We start from the raw sequence: 21,109 nt of genomic DNA on the forward strand, positions 1-21,109 counted from the left end.
CGGCACCTCTGCGGTCGTGACTCCTCAAAGATCCGGGAGGATGCCGACGGTAGCGGCCGATCCGCGCGGATCCTGGCCGGTTCTTGAGGAGTTGCGCAGCCCGGGCGCCGCCCACGGGCGAACCCCTCAGCCGCGCCGCCTACGCTGGAGGGAACATGGCGCATCTTCTCGGGGCCGAAGCCCTGCATCTCGAATATCCCACCCGTGTCGTCTTCGACGGCGTGTCGATCGGCGTCGACGAGGGCGATCGCATCGGCATCGTCGGCCGCAACGGCGACGGCAAGTCCAGCCTCATGGCGATGCTCGCCGGGCGCGTCATCCCCGATTCCGGGCGCGTCACCGTGCGCGGCGGCGTGACCGTGGGCGTGCTCGATCAGGCCGACACCCTCCCCGACGACATCACCGTCGGCGAGGCGATCGTCGGCGACCGCATCGAGCACGAGTGGGCGGGCGATCCGCTCACCCGTGACGTCGTCGCGGGTCTCGCCTCCGACCTGCCGTGGGATGCCGCCGTGGGCACCCTCTCGGGCGGCCAGCGCCGCCGCGTCGCGATCGCGCGGCTGCTGACAGGCGACTGGGACGTGCTCATGCTCGATGAGCCGACCAACCACCTCGACGTCGAGGGCATCGCGTGGCTGGCCGAGCACCTGAAGCGCCGCTGGTCGGCGTCGTCAGGGGCCCTCCTCGTCGTCACCCACGACCGGTGGTTCCTCGACGAGGTGTGCACGCGCACGTGGGAGGTGCACGACCGCATCGTCGAGCCGTTCGAGGGCGGCTACGCCGCGTACGTGCTGCAGCGCGTCGAGCGCGACCGCCAGTCGGCGGTCATCGAGGCCCGCCGGCAGAACCTGGCCCGCAAGGAGCTCGCCTGGCTGCGCCGGGGCGCCCCCGCGCGCACCGCGAAGCCGAAGTTCCGCATCGATGCCGCCAACGAGCTCATCGCCGACGTGCCGGAGATCCGCGACCCCGTCACCCTGCAGTCCCTCGCCGTCTCACGCCTGGGCAAGGACGTCGTCGACCTGCTCGACGTGTCGGTGTCCTACCCCGCGCCGGGCGGCGGCACGCGTGACGTGCTGCGCACCGTCGAGTGGCGCATCGCGCCCGGTGAGCGCACCGGCATCCTCGGGGTGAACGGCGCCGGCAAATCGACCCTCCTCGGTCTCATCGCCGGCACGGTGGAGCCCACCGCCGGCCGCGTCAAGCGCGGCAAGACGGTCAAGGTCGCCACCCTGAGCCAGCGGATGGACGAGCTGGACCCGCACCTGAACGACCCCGTGCGCGTCGTGATCTCGGGCCTGCGCACCAGCTACACGCTCGGCACCGGTTCCAAGGCGCAGGATCTGACCCCCGGGCAGCTGCTGGAGCGGATGGGGTTCTCCAGCGAGCAGCTGTCGACACCCGTCAAGGACCTCTCGGGCGGGCAGAAGCGGCGCCTGCAGCTGCTGCTGATCCTGCTGGAGCAGCCCAACGTGCTGATCCTCGACGAGCCGACGAACGACCTCGACACCGACATGCTCGCGGCCATCGAGGATCTGCTGGACTCGTGGGCGGGGACCCTCCTCGTCGTCTCCCACGACCGATACTTCCTCGAGCGGGTGACCGACCAGCAGTACGCCATCCTCGACGGGCACCTGCGGCACCTGCCGGGCGGCATCGACGAGTACCTGCGCCTGCGTCACGCGCAGCAGCGCGCCGCGGATGCCGGGCCGGCCAAGGCCGCCGCTCCCGCGGCATCCGCCTCGGCGCTGTCTGGCGCCGATCGCCGCACCGCCGAGAAGGAACTGTCGGCGCTGGACCGCAAGATCCAGAAGCTGCAGAAGGGGCTCGACGACCTCGACGTCAAGATCGCGGACGCGGCCGGCAGCACCGACTACGACGACGTGGCAGAGCTCTACCGCAGACGCGACGCGCAGGCGGCCGAGATCGCCGAGCTCGAGGAGCGGTGGCTCGAGCTCGGCGAAGCGCTCGACTGAGCGGGTCGCTCAGCCCTCAGTCGAGCGAGACGGTCAGATGAGGCCGTTCTCCTCGAGCCATGCAGTGGCGATGGCCTCGCTCGACTGCTCGTCCTCGGTGCTCTTCACGTTCAGCGCGACCAGTCCCTCGGGCGTGAGCGCGGCGCTGATGGGGTCGATGACCTCGGCCAGCTCGTCGGCGAGTTCTTCGTTGACGAGCGGGACGACGTTGGAAGCGAGGAACAGGCCCTCGGGATCCTCCAGCACGACGAGGTCCTGAGTCTGGATGCGCGGGTCGGCGGTGAAGACGTTGGCGACGTCGACCTCACCGGCCGTGAGCGCCTCGACGCTCGTGTCACCGGTGCCCTCGAAGACCACGTCCTCCACCCCGTACGTCTCGGCCAGGCCCGAGCGCCCGTACGGCCGCTCGGCTAGCTCGGGCGGCCCGCCCACCGTCAGCGTGCCGTCGATGCCGGCGAGGTCGGCGATGGAGGTGAGGCCGTTCTCGTCGGCGTAGGCCGCGGTCACCGTGTAGGAATCCTGGTCGGTTGCCTCGGACTGCTCGAGCACCGTCAGCCCGTCCGGAAGGGCTTCCACCAGCGCCCCGTACACGTCGTCGGCCGTGCGCGCCGTCGTCTCGGGGTCGTAGTACTGCAGCAGGTTGCCGGTGTACTCGGGGAAGAGAGTGATCGCGCCGCTCTCGATCTCGGGCATGTAGGCGTCCCGCTGGCCGATGTTGAACGAGCGCTCCACCGTGTAGCCGGCATCCTCCAGAGCCTGCGCGTAGATCTCGGCGATGATCTCGTTGGAGTAGTAGGCCTGCGAGCCGATGACGATGGTCTCGTTGTCGGTCGTGTCGCCCGCCTCGGGATCGAGCGGATCGGCGGTCGCGCAGCCGACGAAGGCGACGGCGGCGAACGCCAGGGCGGTGGCGCCGGCGACCAGGCGGCGCGGGATGCGTGCAGTGGACATGGTGTCTCCTCGGTGGGATCGATCAGGACGGGACAGGAGTGCGGGCGGCGGCGTTCCGCCCCGACGGTGCGCGGGTGGTGGTGCGGGCGCTGCGGCCGGCGCGCAGGCCCCGGGGCACCGCGACGCGCTGCAGGACCGCGAAGAGCAGATCCAGCAGCAGGGCGAGGCCGATCACCAGCAGCGCGCCGCCGAGCACCATCTCGTAACGGCGCAGGGGGATGCCGGCGATGATGTACTGCCCCAGGCCACCCAGGTTGACGTACGCGGCGATCGTGACCGTGGCCACCACCTGGAGCGTCGCCGACCGCAGGCCGGCCACCAGCAGCGGCAGCCCGAGCGGCGCCTCGATGCGCCACAGCACCTGCCAGCCCGTCATGCCCATCGCGCGCCCGGCGTCGCGCACGGCGGGGTCGATCGCCTCGACGCCGGCGTAGGCGCCGGCGAGGATCGACGGGATCGCCAGCAGCACAAACGTGACCACCGCCGCCTCCGGCCGGTTCAGCACCCCGAAGAGCAGCACCAGCAGGATCAGCAAACCGAACGACGGCACGGCGCGCGCAGCGCCCGAGACGGTGACGGCGAGTTCCCGGCCGCGGCCGGTGTGGCCGATGAGCCACCCGAGCGGCACCGCCACGGCGGCGGCGAGGACGACGGACATGACGGTGAAGAGCAGGTGCACGCCGATGGCCGTGCCGATGGCGCCGCTTCCCGTCCACTGCTCGGGGGCGACGATCCAGGCGAGGGCGTCGAGGAAGAGGTTCATGCCGGCGCCTCCGCGGTGCGCAGCGCCCGGCGGGCCCGAGCGGCGGGCGTGGCGGCGCGGCTCCACGGCATGAGCAGGCGACCGGCCACGACGAGCAGCAGGTCGATGACGACGGCGATGAGCATGACCGCGACGATGCCGGCGAGCACCTCCGGGACGATACGCCGCTGCAGACCGTTGGTGAAGAGGTAGCCGAGGTTTGTGACGCCGATGAGCACGCCCACCGTCGCCAGCGACACCGTGCTGACGGCGGCGACACGCAGGCCCGCGAGGATCACGGGGCCCGCCAGCGGCAGGTCGACCCCCCAGAAGCGCCTGGCCGACCCGTACCCCATGGCCACGGCCGCCAACCGGGCGTCGGGGTCGACCGCGTCGAAGCCGTCGGCGACCGACCGGGTCAGCAGCGCGACGGCGTACAGCGTCAGGGCGACCAGCAGATTGACCTCGCTGAGGAAACTGACTCCGAGGATGCCGGGCAGCAGCGCCAGCAACGCCAGCGACGGGATCGTGTAGAGCAGTCCGCTGAGGGTCAGGAGCGCGCCGCGCAGCAGGCGGTAGCGCCACGCCACCCAGCCGAGCGGCACGGCGAGCACCAGCCCGACGACGATCGGGACGACGCTCTGCCGCACGTGTTCGAGCGACAGCGCCGCGATGAGCCCGAGGTTGTCGATGACCCAGTTCACGGCGCGCGACGCTCCCGCGCGCCGACGAAGGCCTCGACGAACGGCGAAGCGGGATTGCGGCGGATGTCGTCGGCGGAGCCCTGCTGGGCAATGCGGGCCCCGCGCTCGAGGATCACGATCTGGTCGCCGAGGAAGAAGGCCTCCTCGATGTCGTGCGTGACGAAGACGATCGTCTTGCCGATGTCGCGCTGCAGGCGGATGAGCTCGTCCTGCAGCTCGGTGCGGACGATCGGGTCGACGGCGCCGAACGGCTCGTCCATGAGGAGGATGTTCGGTTCGGCGGCGAGCGCCCGCGCCACGCCGACGCGCTGCTGCTGCCCTCCGGAGAGCTGGCTGGGATAGCGGTCGGCCATCGCGACGTCGAGGCCCACGGTGCCCATCAGCTCCAGCGCCCGCTCGCGGGCTTCACCTCGGGCGACGCCGTTCAGGCGCGGCACGGTGGCGATGTTGGCGGCGACGGTGAGGTGCGGCAGCAGACCGGAGTTCTGCATGACGTAGCCGATGCTGCGGCGCAGCTGCACCGGGGCGCGCCCTGCGATGTCTTCGCCGTCGATGGTGATCGTGCCCGACGAGGGCTCGACCATGCGGTTGATCATGCGCAGCAGCGTGGTCTTGCCGCACCCGGAGGATCCGACGAACACCGTCGTCTGTCTGGGCGGGATGACCAGGGAGAAGTCGTCCACCGCCCGGGTGCCGTCGGGGAAGGACTTGGAGACCCCGCGGAACTCGATCACGTCAGGCGCCGACCTGGACGTCCTGCCAGAACGCGACGTACCCGGAGAAGTCCTGGCCGACCCGTTCGATCGACCCCGGCTTGGGATCGGGGTACGCGAACGCGTTGTCGGCGTGCCCGTCGACGTCGTAGTACTGGCACTCCCCCTTCCACGCGCAGGTGTACGGGGTGTCGCTCGGGGTGAGGAGATCCCAGTTCACGCTCGCGGGCGGGAAGTACCAGTTGCCCTCGATGCGGATGAGGTCGGTCTCGTCGGCATCCGCGATGACCGTGTCGCCCAGTCGTGCTTGCATGGCCGCTCCCTCGGTGGGTGAGCGTCAAGGGTAACGCCGGGTTCCGACACGCACGCGGTCTTGCACGGACCGCCCGCGTGCACTAGCGCGATCAGTACCAGAGACTCAGCCGCGGAGCGACCTGCCACGAGAGCGACCGCGCGAACGCCACCGCATCGCCCGTCTGCACGAGTCCGGCGCGTGCGAGCGTGACCGGCGACACTCCGCCCAGGTACAGCGCGGAAAGCTCCCGGATGCCGATGCTCACGGCCACCGCATCCGTCGAGGGCCCCGCGGGGTGCGCGGACACCGTGGCGCGGCCGTCGCTTCCGATGTCGAGCAGATAGCGGCCACCGGCGATCTCGAGCGGGTCGGTGACCTCGAGCGAGAACCGGCCCGGGGCCGCGTACGTGCGGGCCTGCAGGGCGGCGGGCACGTCGAGGATGCGCAGGTACTGGTGGTCGCGCACGGTGACCTTCGCCGCCCGCTGGTCCTCGATCATCCACAGCAGTGGCTCGTCGACCGACAGCTCGTGCGCGGTCACCGTGCTGACGAGGTCGAGTTCGAGGAGGAATCGCCACAGCGCCGCGTACGCGTCGTCGGTCTCGGTCAGCAGGTACGACACGTGCACGCGCGCCTTCGTGAAGTCCTCGTCGTTACCCGCGACCGTGTACACCGCCAGCCCTCGCACCTCCCCCGCGGGGTCGGCGTACTGCACGGCGCGTACCTTGCCGCCGTCCTTCTCGTCGGGCCGGGTGCCCGCGAAACGCTCCCAGAACTCCCCCGGGACGTCGATCTCGCCGGGCGCCTCCAAGCGGACGCGGTCGTGCACGACGGGCAGCAGCTCGCGCAGCCGCTGACGGGAGATGAAATCGACGCGGCCCGGTGCCTGGGGCCCCCGCCAGCCGGCGCGTTTGGTCTCGATCGTCCACGCTGCGGAGGCACCGGCGGGCGCGAAGCCGTAGCGCCCGTAGAGCGTCGACTCGCTGACGGTGAGCATCGCCATCGGGAGTCCGGCAGCCGCCGCCCCCCGCAGCTCGCCCTCGAGCATCGCCCGGGCGATGCCGCGTCTGCGGTGCGTGGGCGCCACGGTCACCGAGCTGATCGCACACGAGGGGATGCCGCGTCCACCGGGCACGGACAGCTCGCCGATCCACGACGAGAGGGTCGCGACCGGCATCTCGGGCATGGGACCCGCCCCGTCGTACACACCGGTGAGCCGCCGGTAGGCGGTCAGCGCGCGGTTCGCCGCGATCTGCTCGGCGGTGCGCTCGTCGTTCTGAAAGCCGCGCGCGGCGGCCTGCAGCCACGCGGCGTAGTCGGCGCTCCCTGCGTGCGAGACCGTGCGGTACTGCAGGTCGCGAACGGCCAGAGCCGCTCGGGATCGCTGGTCGACAGGTGCGTCATGCCAGACGGTGTTGTTCACGGTGCCCATCGCTCCCTCGTTGTGTCGTCAGCCGACGAGGCGCGCGCCGGGGACCGGCCCGTGCACCGTCATCGCGTCGTAGCCGGTGGCGCTCAGAGCAGTGCGCAGCTGCCTCGCCGAATCCGGGTCGCCCGCCAGGAACGCCACGGTGGGTCCGGAGCCGGAGACGAGTCCCGCCAGTGCACCCAGGCCGCACCCCAGGTCGCGCAGCGCGGTCAGCTCGGGGCGCAGCGAGAAGGCGGCATCCTGCAGGTCGTTGCGCACCGCCGCGGCGACGGCCGCGGCATCGCCGGTGCGCAGCGCCTGCAGCACGGCCGGGTCGACGTCGGGCGCCGCCGTCGGCGGCGAGATGTCGGGGGCGTTGCGCTCGCGCAGCCGATCGAGCTCGCGATAGACCTCCGGGGTGGAAAGCCCCGCCGGGTTCGTCACGATGACCCAGTCCATCCGTCCCCGCGCGAGCGCGGGACTCAGCTGGTCCCCCCGCCCGGTGCCGACGGCGGTGCCGCCCATGAGGGCGAAGGGCACGTCGGCTCCCAGGCGTGCGGCCAGGCGGTGCAGCCGTGCGGCGGACAGGCCGGCATCCCACAGCGCATCGCATGCCACCAGCGCCGCCGCGGCATCGGCGGAGCCGCCGCCCATGCCGCCGGCGACGGGAACGCCCTTGCGCACCTCGAGGTGCACCCCGCCGTCGTAGCCGATCTCACCGGCGAGGAGGCGCGCCGCCCGTACCGCGAGGTTGCGGTCGTCGACCGGGACCCCGGCGACGTCGACGACGCCCTCGACCGAGATCGTGAAGTCGTCGGCGTGCGTGGCGTAGACGTCCTCGTACGCCGAGACGGCCTGGTACACCGACGCGACGTCGTGGTAGCCGTCGTCCTGCACGTCGCCGACTTCGAAGAAGACGTTGATCTTGCCGGGAGCCCGAACGTGCACCCGGCGGGACGACGCGGCCGGACTCACGAGTCCGCCGACTCCCACATCCCGGTGTCCATGCCATCGGAAAGGGCGTCGATGCGCTCCAGCTCCTCGGTGTCGAAGGCGGGTCCGGTGACGGCGGCGAGGTTCTCGTCGAGCTGCTCGGGGCGGGAGGCGCCCACGAGCGCCGAGGCCACCACTTCGTTGCGGAGGACCCACTGCAGGGCCATCTGCGCGAGGCTCTGGCCGCGCTCCTTGGCGATCGCGTCGAGACCCAGCAGGCGGCCGCGCCCGGATTCGGAGACCTTGTCGCGCGGCACCGACCAGCGCTGCACCGACCGGTCGGCGGCGCCCTCGCCGAGGTACTTGTCGGTGAGCAGGCCCTGCGCCAGCGGCGAGAACGCGATGGCGCCCAGGCCCTCCTGCTCCAGCGCGCCGGTCAGACCGTCTTCGATCCACCGGTTGGCGATCGAGTAGGAGGGCTGGTGGATCACCAGCGGCGTGCCGAGGCTGCGCGCGATGGCGACGGCCTCGACCGTGCGCATGGCGCTGTACGACGAGATGCCCACGTACCGGGCCTTGCCCTGGCGCACGAGGGTGTCCAGCGCCCCGATCGTCTCCTCCAGCGGCACGGTCTGGTCGTCGCGGTGCGAGTAGAAGATGTCGACGTAGTCGAGCTGCATGCGGCGCAGGGACTGCTCGGCGCTGGAGAGCAGGTAGGTGCGCGATCCGCCCTCGCCGTAGGGACCGGCCCACATGTCGTAGCCGGCCTTGGACGAGATGATCAGCTCGTCACGGTACGGCGCGAAGTCCTCGCGCATCATGCGGCCGAAGTTGGTCTCGGCCGCGCCGTAGGGCGGGCCGTAGTTGTTGGCCAGGTCGAAGTGGGTGATGCCGATGTCGAAGGCGTGACGCAGCACCTCCCGCTGGCGGTCGAACGGCACGTTGTCGCCGAAGTTCCACCACAGACCCAGCGAGATCGGGGGCAGGCGCAGGCCCGACGTCCCGACGCGGCGGTAGTCGACGGATGCGTACCGGTCTTCAGCGGCCGTGTAGGGCCGGTGCAGGTCGGCGACAGGAGGCTTGGTGCGGGGCGATTCGGTCACCCACCCACGCTACTGCGCGAGGGGTGCCGCGCGCGCGATCCTCAGGAAGTCCGCCACGACCAGTTCCTCGCCGCGCGCCGTCGGAGCCACGCCCGCCGCCTCGAGCACAGCGGACGCCGCTGCGGACGAGCCGCCCAGCACACCGGCGAGCGCCTGCCGCAGCATCTTGCGGCGCTGCCCGAACGCGGCATCCACGATCGCGAAGGTGCGCTGCCGCTCGGCCTCGGTCCCGCGCGGCTGCGGATCCCGGCGGAACGCCACGAGCACGCTGTCGACGTTCGGCACCGGCCAGAACACCTGGCGGGACACGGTGCCGGCCAGGCGCCACGGGCCGTACCAGGCCGCTTTCACGCTGGGGCTGCCGTAGGCCTTGGTGCCGGGGGTCGCCGCGAGGCGCTCGCCGACCTCCGCCTGCACCATGACGACGCCGCGATCGAGGTACGGGAACGTCTCGAGGAAGTGCAGCAGCACCGGGACGCTCACGTTGTACGGCAGGTTGGCGACCAGCACCTCGGGGTCACCGGGAAGCTCCGTCACGCGCAGCGCGTCGGCGTCGACGACCGTGAGCCTGCCGTCGGCGACACCGTGCGCGGCGGCCGTCGCCGGCAGCCGCTCGGCGAGGCGGTGGTCGATCTCCACGGCCGTCACCGCAGCGCCGGTCTCGAGAATGGCCAGGGTCAGCGAGCCGAGCCCCGGCCCGACCTCCACGACCCGGTCCTCGGTGCGCACACCGGCGACCTGCACGATCTTGCGGACCGTGTTGGCGTCGACGACGAAGTTCTGCCCGAGCTTCTTGGTCGGGGTGACGTCGAGCTCGGTGGCGAGCGCCCGGATCTCGGTCGCGCCGAGGAGGGTCACGGTCATGGTGTCTCCTCGAAGGCGCCGTAGACGGCGAGGGTGTTGGCGGCCAACTGGGCGCAGAACTCGTCGAGGTCGGCGTCGAGCTCGGCGGCCAGGAACCGCACGGTCGCCGGGATCAGATACGGCGCATTGGGGCGGCCGCGGTACGGCGCCGGCGTCAGGAACGGGGCATCGGTCTCGACGAGGATGCGCTCGCGCGGCGTGACGGCGAGCGCGTCGCGCAGGTTCTGGGCGTTCTTGAACGTGACGTTGCCGGCGAACGAGAGGTAGTAGCCGGCGTCGGCGGCGATGCGGGCCATCTGGGCGTCGCCCGAGAAGCAGTGGAAGACGGTGCGCTCCGGAGCTCCTACGCGCGTGAGGGTGGCGAGCACCTCGTCGTGCGCCTCGCGGTCGTGGATCTGCATCGCGATGCCGTGGCGCTTGGCCAGGTCGATGTGCGCTTCGAAGCTCTCGTACTGGGCCGGCAGACCCTCGGGACCGGTGCGGAAGAAGTCGAGCCCGGTCTCGCCGATCGCCCGCACCCGGGGCTGTGCGGCGAGTTCGTCGATGACGGCGATCGCCTCGGCGAGCATTCCCCGATCGGCGTACGCCGGCGCCTCGTTGGGGTGGATCGCGACCGCCGCCAGCACCTGCGGGTGGGATGCCGCCGCCCACGCCGACCAGCGACTGGAGTCGATGTCACCGCCGGCCTGCACGACGCCGACGACCCCGACGGCCGTCGCGCGCTCCAGCTGCTCGGTGAGGCTCAGCCCCACCTCGCCGTCCTCGATCTCGAGGTGGGCGTGGTTGTCGTACACCGGCACCGTCAGCGGCTCCGGGGCGGGCGGATAGCTGACGTCGCGCGCCCCCTTCTCGCGCTGGCGCACGTACTGGCTGGGATCGGTCATGCGCTCTGTTCGACGCGGGGGAACAGCGGCGCGAGCCCGCTGACCGAGGCGCCGGACGGCAGTTGCCCCCAGGTCCCCGCGTCGCGGATCGGCTGGTCCTGCAGCGCACCCAGGGTGGCGGCGGCGCCGAGGGCGTCCCAGAGGATGCCGGTGGCGTGCGGCATGACCGGCGAGAGCAGCACCGTCAGGGCGCGCAGCCCTTCTGCGGCGGTGTACAGCACCGTTCCCAGCCGCTCGCGCTGCGTGTCGTCCTTCGCCAGCGCCCACGGCTCGTTCTCGGTGATGTAGAGGTTCAGCGCGTCGACGATCGTCCAGATGGCGGTGATGGCCTCGTCGGGGCGGAAGCGCTCCATGGCGGCATCCGCTGCCGTCGCGGCATCCGCCACGGTGCGCTGGATGTGCAGGTCGGCCTCGGTGTATCCGCCCGCCGGCGGCACGATGGCCTCGAAGTAACGCTCGATCATCGCGACCGTGCGCGACGCGAGGTTGCCGAACCCGTTGGCCAGCTCCGCCTGGTAGCGGGCGGAGAGGTCCTCCCACGAGAACGATCCGTCCTGGCCGAAGGCGATGGCCGAGAGGAAGTAGAACCGGTAGGCGTCGGAGCCGAACACGTCGGTGATCTCGGTGGGCGCGATGCCGGTGAGCTTGGACTTCGACATCTTCTCGCCGCCGACGAGCAGCCAGCCGTGAGCGAAGACGCCGCGCGGCACCTCGAGGCCTGCGGCCATGAGCATGGCGGGCCAGATGACGGCGTGGAACCGCAGGATGTCCTTGCCCACCACGTGGTAAGCCGGCCAGCGCCGGTCGAACTGTTCCTGGTCGCTGCCGTAGCCGACGGCGGTGGCGTAGTTCAGCAGCGCGTCGACCCACACGTAGATGACGTGGGACTCGTCCCACGGCACCTTGATGCCCCAGTCGAACGTGGAGCGCGAGATGGAGAGGTCCTTGAGCCCGTTCTTGACGAAGGAGATGACTTCGTTGCGCGCCGAGTCCGGGCGGAGGAAGTCGGGGACCGTCTTGTAGAGCTCGAGCAGCTTGTCCTGGAACTCGCTGAGCTTGAAGAAGTAGTTCTTCTCCTGCAGCAGCTCCAGCGGCTTGGAGTGGATCGCGCAGACCTTGAGGCCCTCGAACGCCCCGGTGCCGTCGACGATCTCGGACTCCGGCTTGAACTCCTCGCAGCCGACGCAGTACAGCGCCTCGTACTCCCCGGCGTAGATGTATCCCCGGTCGTACAGCGTCTGGAAGAAGACCTGCACGTTGCGCTCGTGGCGCTCCTGCGTCGTGCGGATGAAGTCGTCGTTGGCGACGTCGAGGGTCTCCAGCAGCGGGAACCACGACTCGCTGACGAGCTTGTCCACCCACTGCTGCGGTGTGACGCCGTTCGCGGCGGCGGCGCGCAGCATCTTCTGGCCGTGCTCGTCGGTGCCCGTGAGCATCCAGGTGTCGTCGCCGGCCTGACGGTGCCAGCGCGCGAGCGTGTCCACCGCCACGGTGGTGTAGCCGTGGCCGATGTGGGGCACGTCGCTCGGATAGTAGATCGGCGTCGTGATGTAGAAGGAACGGCCTGAGGTCACCCGTCGATTCTAGGCGGGGCCGCGCTGTGCGCTGGCCGCCTGTTACGTGGGCGGCATCGGTCCCACCACGGGCAGCACCGGGTACAGGCCCGCTTCGGGGTCGCTCGCCCGCGGCGCGCTGGTCTGGTGTCCGCGCCGGCCACGGGCAGGCTCGCGGCCCGGCCCTTTGCGCAGCACGGGTCGCCCGTCGAAAGCCGGACCGCCCAGGGGGTCGCGTTTGTCACGCAGATCGGTGTCCCAGCCCAGCCCGCCCGCCATCTTCTGCCGGAGCTGTTCGACGGCGTACTCCAGCCGCTCGAGCCCGTCGCGGGTCAGGAAGTACCAGCGCCATTGGTACTCTGCGCGCACGTCGAGGAAGCCGGCGTCGCGGAGGATGCGGAGATGCTTCGAGACAGCCGTGCGCGAGATGGCGAACTCGCCGCCCACGGCCTCGGCGAGCTGCCCCGCGGTGTGCTCGCCGCTGGCAAGGACTTCGATGATGCGTCGCCGCGCAGGCTCGGCCATCGCTTCGAAGGGGTTGATCGTGCGCCGGTACCGGTCCATGCGCGGACGTTACGGCGACCCGCCGACATTGCGGTCGGATGCCGCACGCGCGGTGGCGTTCTCGGACCTCGCCGTCCGCGCGCCCGCGCCCGCACCCGGCCCCGCACCCCCACCCAGCTTGAGCTTTCGACGTTCCCTCGTTTTGGCATGTGAGTTCCCGCTCACACAGCGCACGCCCCGACCGACGCGCGCGACAGGGACACCGCGGCGAGACCAGCTCCGGCTGGCCGACTCCCGCCCCGCCGCACCCCCTCCCCTGCGTGAACAGGAACTCACGCGGCGTGTGAACGGGAACTCACATGCGCAAACGGGAACTCACACGGCGGTGTGTGAACGGGAACTCACATGCGCAAACGGGAGACTGTCGGCGGAAGGCACCGCTCCGGGCTTCGGGTCCATGCCGGCGGGGGCCGGCGGGCACAGGCGAGGGCGGGGGCGGCCGGAGGCGGGCGACCGCCGCTCAGGCGGTGCCGCGCACGACGAGCGTGGTCGGCAGCACCAGGTCGGTGCGGGGGACGCCATTGATCACGTCGATGAGGATCTCCACCATCGCGCTGCTGATCTCCGCCCACGGCTGACGCATCGTGGTCAGCGGCGGCTCGTGGGTCTCAGCCAATCCCGAGTCGTCGAAGCCGGCGACGGCGAGATCTTCGGGCACCCGGCGGCCGGCCCGGCGGGCGGCGGCGATCGCGCCCACGGCCATGACGTCGGATGCCGCGAACACCGCATCGATGTCGGGGGCGCGCTGCAGCAGCCGCGTCATCGCCGCTTCTCCGGCCTCACGGGAGTAGACGTCCTGCTCGACGAGGTCCGGGTCGAACCGGTCCCCCATCTCCTCGCGGAAGCCCACCAGGCGGTAGCGGCCGCCCGACGTGTCATCGGGGCCGGTGATGAGGGCGATCCTGCGGTGGCCGCGGTCCATCAGGTAGCGGGTCATCGTCCGCGCCGAATCGACCTCGTCCACGGACACCGTGGGCACCTGCGCGCGGTATCCGAGCGGCACGCCGGTGCAGACGGTCGGCACGCCCGCCTCGATGAGCGAGGCCAGGAGCGGATCGGACTCGTGCGATGAGATGAGCAGAACCCCGTCAACGTGCCCGGCGCTGACGTAGTGCTCGACGTTCGCGCGCTCGGCGGGCGTGTCTGCGACGAGCAGGACGAGCGTCATCGAGCGCTGGGCGAGCGCTTCGGTCGCCCCGCGCAGCAGCAGGGCGAACGTCGGGTCCGAGAACAGCAGGTGCTGCGGCTCGGTCAGCAGGAACGCCAGCGAATTGGACCGTCCCGTCGCAAGGCTCCGGGCAGCGTGGTTGGCGGTGTAGCCGGTGCGCGCGATGGCATCCTCGACCGCCTGTCGCGCATCGGGAGACACCCAATGGCCGCCGTTGATCACGCGCGACACGGTGCCCCGCGACACTCCTGCCGCCGCCGCGACGTCTCGGATCGTCGGCCGGCGGCGCGTCTCGCTGCTCTCACCCACGTCGAGGACTTTACCCCTCGCCCGCCGCCGACTGGGACCGGTCACGGTTCCATAACGCCGCGTGACCGACGTCCGACTGATCACGTATGCTGTTCCCCAACTGGGACCGGTCACAGCCGGAACCACCACCCCTGACCCGAGGAAGCGTTCCATGACCTCGACGCCGCGTTGGCCCGACATCGACGGCATCGCCTACGGCGGCGACTACAGCCCCGAGCAGTGGTCACCCGAGACCTGGCGCGAAGACGTCGCACTCATGCGCGAAGCGGGCGTGAATCTCGTCAGCATCGGCATCTTCTCGTGGGCGCTGCTGGAAACCAGCGAAGGGGTCTTCGACTTCAGCTGGCTCGACGAGGTCGTCGAGCTCCTGCACGCCAACGGCATCCGCATCGACATGGGCACGCCCACCGCGTCCCCGCCGGCCTGGTTCTTCGCGAACCACCCCGACGCGCGCGTCATCACCCGCGACGGCGTCGTCATGGGGTTCGGCTCCCGCGGCATGGCTTCGCACTCGGCGCCCGCTTACCGCGAGGCGGCCGTGCGCATCGCCACGGAGCTCGCCAAGCGCTACGGCCAGCACCCCGCCGTCGTGCTCTGGCACGTGCACAACGAGTTCGGCGTGCCGGTGGGCGAGGACTACTCCCCCCACGCGGTGCGCGAATGGCGCCTGTGGCTGCAGCGGCGCTACGGCTCGCTCGATGCGCTCAACAAGGCGTGGGGCACGGCGTTCTGGGGCCAGCACTACACCGACTGGGAGCACGTCGGCGCCCCGGCCGCGGCACCGTCGACGGTGAACCCCGCACAGCGCCTGGACTACGCGCGCTTCACCGACCACCAGCTGCGCGCCTGCTTCATCGCCGAGCGTGACGCGATCCGCGCGCACAGCGACCGTCCCGTCACGACGAACTTCATGGCCAACCAGCACAACGGCTGCGACCTGTGGGCGTGGGCGCGCGAAGTCGACATCGTCTCGGACGACCACTACCTGTGGGCCGCCGACGAAGAGGGCGAGATCGGCCTGGCCATCGCCGCCGACCTCACCCGGTCGGTGGGCGGCGGCGCGCCGTGGATCCTCATGGAGCACTCCACGTCGGCGGTCAACTGGCAGCCCCGCAACGTCGCCAAGCGCCCGGGCGAGATGGCCCGCAACTCGCTGTCGCACCTCGGCCGCGGCGCGGACGGCATCCTCTTCTTCCAGTGGCGAGCCTCGCGCTCCGGCGCCGAGAAGTTCCACTCCGCGATGCTCCCCCACGCCGGCACGGACTCCCGCGTCTGGCGCGAGGTCGTCGACCTCGGCGCGAAGCTCGGCAGGCTGGGCGACGTCCGCGGATCCCGCGTGCACGCGGACGTCGCGATCCTCTGGGACTTCGAGTCCTTCTGGGCGCAGGACCTCGAGTGGCGTCCGTCCGAGGACGTCAGCCACGACGAGCGCATCCGCGCGTACTACGAGCGGCTGTGGCGCGACGGCATCACGGTGGACTTCGCCCTCCCCGGCCACGACCTCTCCGGCTACAAGCTCGTCATCGCCCCCGCCCAGTACATGCTCAGCCGGACCGATGCCGACAATCTCAACCGGTACGTCGAGGCGGGCGGCACGCTGCTGGTGTCGTTCTTCTCCGCCGTCGTGGACGAGCACGACGCCGTGCACGAGGGCGGTTTCGGCGCGCCGCTCGAGCCGGCCCTCGGCGTGCGCGTCGAAGAGCACCTGCCGATGCGCGAGGGCGCGACCGGCGCCATCGACTGGAACGGCACCGTCGTCCCGGTGGACGTCTGGCAGGAGGACCTCGTCGTCACCGGCGCCGAGGTGCGCGCGACGTACGTCGCCGGACCGGCCGCGGGCGAACCCGCCGTCACCCGCCACGCGCACGGCGCCGGAACCGGGTGGTATGTCAGCACCCGTCCGGATGCCGCGGGGCTGGCTGCCATCATGGGCGCCGTCTACGCCGACGCGGGCCTGGCGCCCGCCCAGCTCCCCGCCGGCGTCGAGGTCATCCGCCGCCACGGCGAGCACCACGACTTCGTCGTCGCGATCAACCACGGACCGGATGCCGCATCGATCGCGGTGGACGGCGTGGATCTGCTCACGGGAGACGAGATCAAGGGCATGCTGAACCTGACAGGCGGCACAGCAGCCGTCATCCGCACAGAGGCTCAGCACACTCCGCACTGAGAGATGTACCCGCCGGGCCACCTGGCCCGGCACACCACCGGTCGTAAGGGCGCGACCTCAGCAGAGGTTCGCAGGATCGACCACCCCACGGAAGGAAAATCCATGCGCAAGAAGGGAATGGGCATCGTCGCGCTCGCGTCGACTGCCGTTCTGCTCGCCGGCTGCTCAGGCGGCGGCGGCGACACCGCCGAGGAGTCGGAGACCAACGAGGGTTCGGGCGCCGTCCTGACCGTCTGGACCGACGAGAACCGCGAGCCCGCCATCGAAGCCGCAGCAGCGGCCTTCGAAGAGGAGACCGGGGCCACGATCGAGCTGGTCCAGAAGAACTTCGAGGACATCCGGGCCGACTTCATCGCCCAGGTCCCCACCGGCGAGGGCCCCGACATCACCATCGGCGCGCACGACTGGCTCGGCGCGTTCGTCGCCGACGGCGTGGTGGACACGATCGACCTCGGCGACAAGGCCGGCTCGTTCGAGCAGGTCGCGATCGACGCGATGACCTACGACGGCCAGCTGTACGCGCTGCCGTACTCGCTGGAGACCACCGCGCTCATCCAGAACACCGACCTCGTCGGCGAAGAGGCTCCGGCCACGTGGGACGACATGATCGCCACCGCACAGGCCGCGGGCGCCGAGCGCCCGATCGTCATCAACACGGCGGGCCAGACCGGTGACGCGTACACGATGTACGGCTTCCAGACGTCGTTCGGCGCCCCCGTCTTCGTGCAGGACGAGACCGGCTCGTACACGACCGAGGTCGGCATGGGCGGCGCCCCCGGCGACGCCTTCGCCACGTGGCTCGGGGCGAACGGCGCCAACGGCACCGGCTACATCTCCACCACGATCGACTACGACACCAACAACGAGCTGTTCGCGTCCGGCCAGGCCGCGTACACCCTGCAGGGCCCGTGGGCGATCGAGGCGCTGACCGCCGATGGCGTGAACGTCACCGTGAACCCCATCCCGTCTGCCGGTGGCGAGACGGCTGCGCCGTTCGTCGGCGTGCAGGGCTTCTACCTGAGCTCGCAGAGCGAGAACGCCCTGCTCGCGCAGGAGTTCCTCGTGAACTACCTGGCGACCGCAGACGCGCAGCGCGCGCTCTACGAGGCCGACCCCCGCATCCCGGCGTGGAGCGAGCTGGCCGAAGAGGTCTCGTCCGACCCCATCATCGGCGGTTTCGTCGCGTCGTCGCAGAACGGCGTGCCCATGCCGTCCATCCCCGAGATGGGCGCGGTCTGGGAGCTGTGGAACGCCGCACAGGTGCAGATCATCGGCGGCGCGGACCCCGTGTCGACCTGGAACCAGATGGTCACCGACCTCGAAGCAGCCATCGGCTGACACCCTGCGGGGCGGGAGGCTCTCCTCCCGCCCCGCACCCCCTCGCACACCGCGAGAACCGATGCAGGAGGAGCACATGTCAGTCCAGGAAGACGTCGCCACCGAGGCGCCGCAGACCCTCAGCCCGAAGTCCGAGTCGCACGCACGCAACTGGCGCGGCCTCGGCTGGGGCTTCATCGTCAAGCTGCTCTTGATGGCGGTCGTCAACGCGTTCGGCCTCATGGCGATCTTCAGTGCCGTGGGCGCGGAGTCGTGGCTCATCCTGTCGGTGGCCGTCCTGCTGCTGGTCATCGCCAACGTGATCTATTTCACCAAGCGCGCCCTGCCGCTGAAGTACCTGCTGCCCGGCCTCATCTTCCTGCTGATCTTCCAGGTGTTCATCTTCGTGTACACCGCCTACATCGCCTTCACCAACTACGGCAGCGGCCACATCGGCACCCAGGAGCAGGCGGTCAATGCCGCCCTCATCCAGGGCGAGCGGCGGCTCGACGACTCCCCCACATTCCCCCTGACCATCGTCGAGCGCGGTGGTGAGTACGGTTTCGCCATCGTCGACGACGGCGACGTGTTCGCCGGCGACGCCGACGAGCCCCTGACCGAGGTCGACGACGCCGTCATCGGCGCGACGGGCGCGGCCACCGAGGTGCCCGGCTGGAACGTCGTCCCCCGCGCCGACCTGCTCACCGACCAGTCCCTGCAGCAGACCGTGCAGAGCCTGCGGGTGCCGGTCTCGGACGACCCCAACGACGGCTCCATCCGCACCAGAGAGGGGACGACCGGCGCGGTCTACGAGTCCACCCTCGTCTGGGACGAGCAGACCGAGACCATCACCGACACCACGAACGGCACGGTCTACTCGGCGAACGATCGCGGCAGTTTCGTCGCCGAGGACGGCAGCGCGCTCAACACGGGCTGGTCCGTCAACGTCGGGTTCGAGAACTTCGCCCGGCTGTTCACCGAGCCACGCCTCGTGCAGCCGCTGCTCATGGTCGCCGGCTGGACCTTCGCCTTCGCCATCCTCTCGGTCGTGCTGAGCTTCGGCATCGGGCTGCTCTTCGCCCTCATCTTCAACGATCCGCGCGTGCGGGGACGCAAGTGGCTGCGGACGCTGTTCATCCTCCCCTACGCCTTCCCCGCGTTCATGTCGGCCCTGCTGTTCCGCGGCATGTTCAACGCCGAGTTCGGCGTGATCAACGACCTCTTCTTCTTCGGCGCCGAGATCAACTGGCTCGGTGATCCGTGGCTCGCCCGGCTCGCGGTGCTCTGGGTGAACCTGTGGCTCAGCTACCCCTACTGGTTCCTCGTGTGCACCGGCGCCCTGCAGGCGCTGCCGGCGGACACCCTCGAAGCGGCATCCCTGGACGGCGCCGGGCGCTTCCGCCAGTTCCGCTCGATCATCCTGCCGCTGCTGCTGGTGTCGACCGCGCCGCTGCTGATCTCGTCGTTCGCGTTCAGCTTCAACAACTTCACCATCATCTACATGTTCAACAACGGCGGGCCCGCCATCCCCGGCGCCCCGTACGCACTCGGATCGACCGACATCCTCATCTCGGCCATCTACGACATCGCCGGCATCTCGGGCGGCACGGCCGACTACGGCTTGGCCAGTGCCCTGTCGATCATCATCTTCGTCATCGTCGGCGCGATCTCCGCCGTCGCCTTCCGACAGACCCGCAAGCTGGAGGAGTACCAGTGATGACCACCATGACCGAGCAGGCCGTTCCCGCCACCACCGCCGCCCCGCAGCGTCGGCCCGGCCAGCGCCGCCGGTGGTTCCTCGAGGTGGGCTGGAAGTACCTCGTCGCCGTCGCGATCATCTTCTACGCCACCTTCCCGCTCGTGTACGTGCTGTCGGCATCCCTCAATCCCCGAGGGACGCTGTCGGCGGCCAACGCCCTCTTCAGCGCCTTCGACCTGTCGAACTACGTGGCGCTGGGCGACACGAAGTACTGGGCCTGGGCCGGCAACACCCTCATCGTCGCCGGCATCTCCTCCATCGGCGCGGTGCTCATGGGCGCCGCGGCGGCCTACGCGTTCTCGCGGTTCCGGTTCTCGGGTCGCCGGGTGGGACTGACCACGCTGCTCATCGTGCAGATGTTCCCGCAGGCGCTGGCGTTCGTCGCGATCTTCATCATGCTGCTGACCCTCGGCGAGGTCATCCCCGCCCTCGGCCTCAACTCCAAGATCGCGCTCATCTGCATCTACCTCGGCGGCGCGCTGGGAGCCAACACCTTCCTCATGTACGGCTTCTTCAACACGATCCCGATGGAGATCGACGAGTCCGCCAAGATCGACGGCGCCACCCACGCGCAGATCTTCTGGCAGCTGATCATTCCGCTGGTGACCCCGATCCTCGCGGTCGTCGCGCTGCTGGCGTTCATCTCTGCGTTCGCGGACTTCATCATCGCAAAGGTCGTGCTGGTGTCCGAGGATCAGTGGACCCTCGCGGTCGGCATGTACCAGTGGGTGTCGAACCAGCTGTCCTCGAACTGGGGCCTGTTCGCCGCCGGCGCGGTGCTGGCCTCGATCCCGGTGCTCGTGCTGTTCCTGTCGCTGCAGCGCTACATCGTCGGCGGCCTCACCGCCGGCTCCGTCAAGGGCTGAGTCAGCGCGCGGCTGACCGGGCGGCGAGAGCCGCCTGGTACAGCTCGCGCGAGGACAGACCGGATGCCGCGGCCACCTGGCCCGCGGCATCCTTCAGTCGCAGTCCGTCGCGAACGAGATCCTGCACCTGGGCGAGCGCCTCATCGGGGTCGGCGGCGCGTGCCGGCGCTCCCCCGACGACCACGACGATCTCGCCGCGCACGCCGTCCTCAGCCCACGCGGCGAGCTCGGCGAGACCGCCGCGCACGATCTCCTCGTGCAGCTTGGTCAGCTCGCGGCAGACCGCCGCCGGCCGAGCGTCGCCGAAGGCCGCGGCCATCGCCGCGAGGGTGGTGGCCAGGCGCGACGGCGCCTCGAAGAAGACCATGGTGCGCCGCTCTCGCGCCAGCGCGCCGAACCACGAGGCCCGCTCCCCCGCCTTGCGGGGCGGAAAGCCCTCGAAGGTGAACCGGTCGGTCGGAAGACCGGCGACCGCCAGCGCCGTCAGCACGGCGCTGGGCCCGGGGATGGCGGTGACGGTGACACCGGCCGCGGCGGCAGCGGCGACGAGCCCGTACCCGGGGTCGCTGACGGTCGGCATGCCGGCGTCGCTGAGCACGAGCAGGTCCTGTTCGCGCGCGAGCTCGACGAGCTCCCCCGCACGCGCCTTCTCGTTGTGGTCGTGGAGCGCGATGAGGCGGGGACGGTTGGCGACGCCCAGCGCCGCCAGCAGGCGCTGCGTGGTGCGGGTGTCCTCCGCGGCGACCACCTGGGCGGTCTCGAGAGCTTCGACCAGCCGCCGGGACGCGTCGCCCAGATTGCCGATCGGGGTGGCCGCGAGGATGATCATCGAG

19 protein-coding genes are annotated in these 21,109 nt (G+C 70.6%); 5 read left to right on the forward strand and 14 right to left on the reverse strand.

Annotated elements, in window-relative coordinates:
* The first annotated feature begins 155 nt into the window (after positions 1 to 155).
* Positions 156 to 1,973: an ABC-F family ATP-binding cassette domain-containing protein gene (locus QNO14_RS09405; RefSeq protein ID WP_257496019.1), complete on the forward strand. Its 1,818-nt coding sequence runs from the start codon at positions 156 to 158 to the stop codon at positions 1,971 to 1,973.
* 33 nt (positions 1,974 to 2,006) lie between these two features.
* Here QNO14_RS09405 and QNO14_RS09410 read toward each other — a convergent pair whose 3' ends face one another.
* The 13 genes from QNO14_RS09410 to QNO14_RS09470 form a co-directional block, all read right to left on the reverse strand.
* Positions 2,007 to 2,924: an ABC transporter substrate-binding protein gene (locus tag QNO14_RS09410; RefSeq protein WP_257505049.1), complete on the reverse strand. Its 918-nt coding sequence runs from the start codon at positions 2,922 to 2,924 to the stop codon at positions 2,007 to 2,009.
* A 22-nt stretch (positions 2,925 to 2,946) separates the two neighbouring features.
* Entirely contained in the window at positions 2,947 to 3,687 is a 741-nt protein-coding gene (locus QNO14_RS09415; protein ID WP_257505050.1) for an ABC transporter permease, read from the reverse strand.
* Entirely contained in the window at positions 3,684 to 4,370 is a 687-nt protein-coding gene (locus QNO14_RS09420) for an ABC transporter permease (RefSeq protein WP_257496016.1), read from the reverse strand. Before QNO14_RS09420 ends, QNO14_RS09415 begins: the two co-directional genes overlap by 4 nt.
* The gene (locus QNO14_RS09425) at positions 4,367 to 5,104 is read right to left on the reverse strand and encodes an ABC transporter ATP-binding protein (protein WP_257505051.1); all 738 of its coding nucleotides are present in this window, start codon (positions 5,102 to 5,104) and stop codon (positions 4,367 to 4,369) included. The genes QNO14_RS09420 and QNO14_RS09425 overlap by 4 nt, the downstream gene beginning before the upstream one ends.
* A gap of 1 nt (position 5,105) precedes the next feature.
* A complete protein-coding gene (locus tag QNO14_RS09430; protein ID WP_257505052.1) occupies positions 5,106 to 5,396 on the reverse strand; it encodes a DUF427 domain-containing protein in 291 nt (96 codons plus the stop codon).
* Between the two features lie 91 nt (positions 5,397 to 5,487).
* Positions 5,488 to 6,810 (reverse strand): GNAT family N-acetyltransferase, encoded by a 1,323-nt coding sequence (locus QNO14_RS09435; RefSeq protein ID WP_257505053.1) that lies wholly within the window; start codon positions 6,808 to 6,810, stop codon positions 5,488 to 5,490.
* 18 nt (positions 6,811 to 6,828) lie between these two features.
* Complete coding sequence (locus QNO14_RS09440; RefSeq protein ID WP_257505054.1) at positions 6,829 to 7,761, reverse strand: 4-(cytidine 5'-diphospho)-2-C-methyl-D-erythritol kinase; 933 nt, start codon at positions 7,759 to 7,761, stop codon at positions 6,829 to 6,831.
* Positions 7,758 to 8,822: an aldo/keto reductase gene (locus tag QNO14_RS09445; protein WP_285184254.1), complete on the reverse strand. Its 1,065-nt coding sequence runs from the start codon at positions 8,820 to 8,822 to the stop codon at positions 7,758 to 7,760. Before QNO14_RS09445 ends, QNO14_RS09440 begins: the two co-directional genes overlap by 4 nt.
* A 9-nt stretch (positions 8,823 to 8,831) precedes the next feature.
* Complete coding sequence (gene rsmA, locus QNO14_RS09450; protein ID WP_257496011.1) at positions 8,832 to 9,686, reverse strand: 16S rRNA (adenine(1518)-N(6)/adenine(1519)-N(6))-dimethyltransferase RsmA; 855 nt, start codon at positions 9,684 to 9,686, stop codon at positions 8,832 to 8,834.
* Positions 9,683 to 10,570: a TatD family hydrolase gene (locus QNO14_RS09455; protein ID WP_257505056.1), complete on the reverse strand. Its 888-nt coding sequence runs from the start codon at positions 10,568 to 10,570 to the stop codon at positions 9,683 to 9,685. The genes rsmA and QNO14_RS09455 overlap by 4 nt, the downstream gene beginning before the upstream one ends.
* The gene (gene metG / locus QNO14_RS09460) at positions 10,567 to 12,144 is read right to left on the reverse strand and encodes a methionine--tRNA ligase (RefSeq protein ID WP_257496009.1); all 1,578 of its coding nucleotides are present in this window, start codon (positions 12,142 to 12,144) and stop codon (positions 10,567 to 10,569) included. The genes QNO14_RS09455 and metG overlap by 4 nt, the downstream gene beginning before the upstream one ends.
* Before the next feature lie 42 nt (positions 12,145 to 12,186).
* Entirely contained in the window at positions 12,187 to 12,687 is a 501-nt protein-coding gene (locus tag QNO14_RS09465; protein ID WP_257496008.1) for an ArsR/SmtB family transcription factor, read from the reverse strand.
* A 460-nt stretch (positions 12,688 to 13,147) separates the two neighbouring features.
* Positions 13,148 to 14,164, reverse strand: a complete 1,017-nt coding sequence (locus QNO14_RS09470; RefSeq protein WP_257496007.1) for a LacI family DNA-binding transcriptional regulator — start codon at positions 14,162 to 14,164, stop codon at positions 13,148 to 13,150.
* A 151-nt stretch (positions 14,165 to 14,315) separates the two neighbouring features.
* On the opposite strand from QNO14_RS09470, the gene QNO14_RS09475 reads away from it, so the two are divergent.
* The 4 genes from QNO14_RS09475 to QNO14_RS09490 all read left to right on the forward strand — a co-directional run bounded on the left by QNO14_RS09475 (position 14,316) and on the right by QNO14_RS09490 (position 20,276).
* Complete coding sequence (locus QNO14_RS09475; RefSeq protein ID WP_257505058.1) at positions 14,316 to 16,334, forward strand: beta-galactosidase; 2,019 nt, start codon at positions 14,316 to 14,318, stop codon at positions 16,332 to 16,334.
* Positions 16,335 to 16,436: 102 nt separating this feature from the next.
* Positions 16,437 to 17,672 carry a sugar ABC transporter substrate-binding protein gene (locus QNO14_RS09480; RefSeq protein WP_257496005.1) on the forward strand — a complete coding sequence of 412 codons (1,236 nt, stop codon included), beginning with the start codon at positions 16,437 to 16,439 and terminating at the stop codon, positions 17,670 to 17,672.
* 76 nt (positions 17,673 to 17,748) lie between these two features.
* Positions 17,749 to 19,368 (forward strand): ABC transporter permease subunit, encoded by a 1,620-nt coding sequence (locus tag QNO14_RS09485; RefSeq protein ID WP_257505060.1) that lies wholly within the window; start codon positions 17,749 to 17,751, stop codon positions 19,366 to 19,368.
* Positions 19,368 to 20,276 carry a sugar ABC transporter permease gene (locus QNO14_RS09490; RefSeq protein WP_374113915.1) on the forward strand — a complete coding sequence of 303 codons (909 nt, stop codon included), beginning with the start codon at positions 19,368 to 19,370 and terminating at the stop codon, positions 20,274 to 20,276. Before QNO14_RS09485 ends, QNO14_RS09490 begins: the two co-directional genes overlap by 1 nt.
* A gap of 1 nt (position 20,277) precedes the next feature.
* Here QNO14_RS09490 and rsmI read toward each other — a convergent pair whose 3' ends face one another.
* Entirely contained in the window at positions 20,278 to 21,105 is an 828-nt protein-coding gene (rsmI, locus tag QNO14_RS09495; protein WP_257505061.1) for a 16S rRNA (cytidine(1402)-2'-O)-methyltransferase, read from the reverse strand.
* Between the last annotated feature and the right edge of the window lie 4 nt (positions 21,106 to 21,109).

This window comes from Microbacterium sp. zg-Y625, from assembly GCF_030246925.1.
Taxonomy (GTDB): domain Bacteria; phylum Actinomycetota; class Actinomycetes; order Actinomycetales; family Microbacteriaceae; genus Microbacterium; species Microbacterium jiangjiandongii.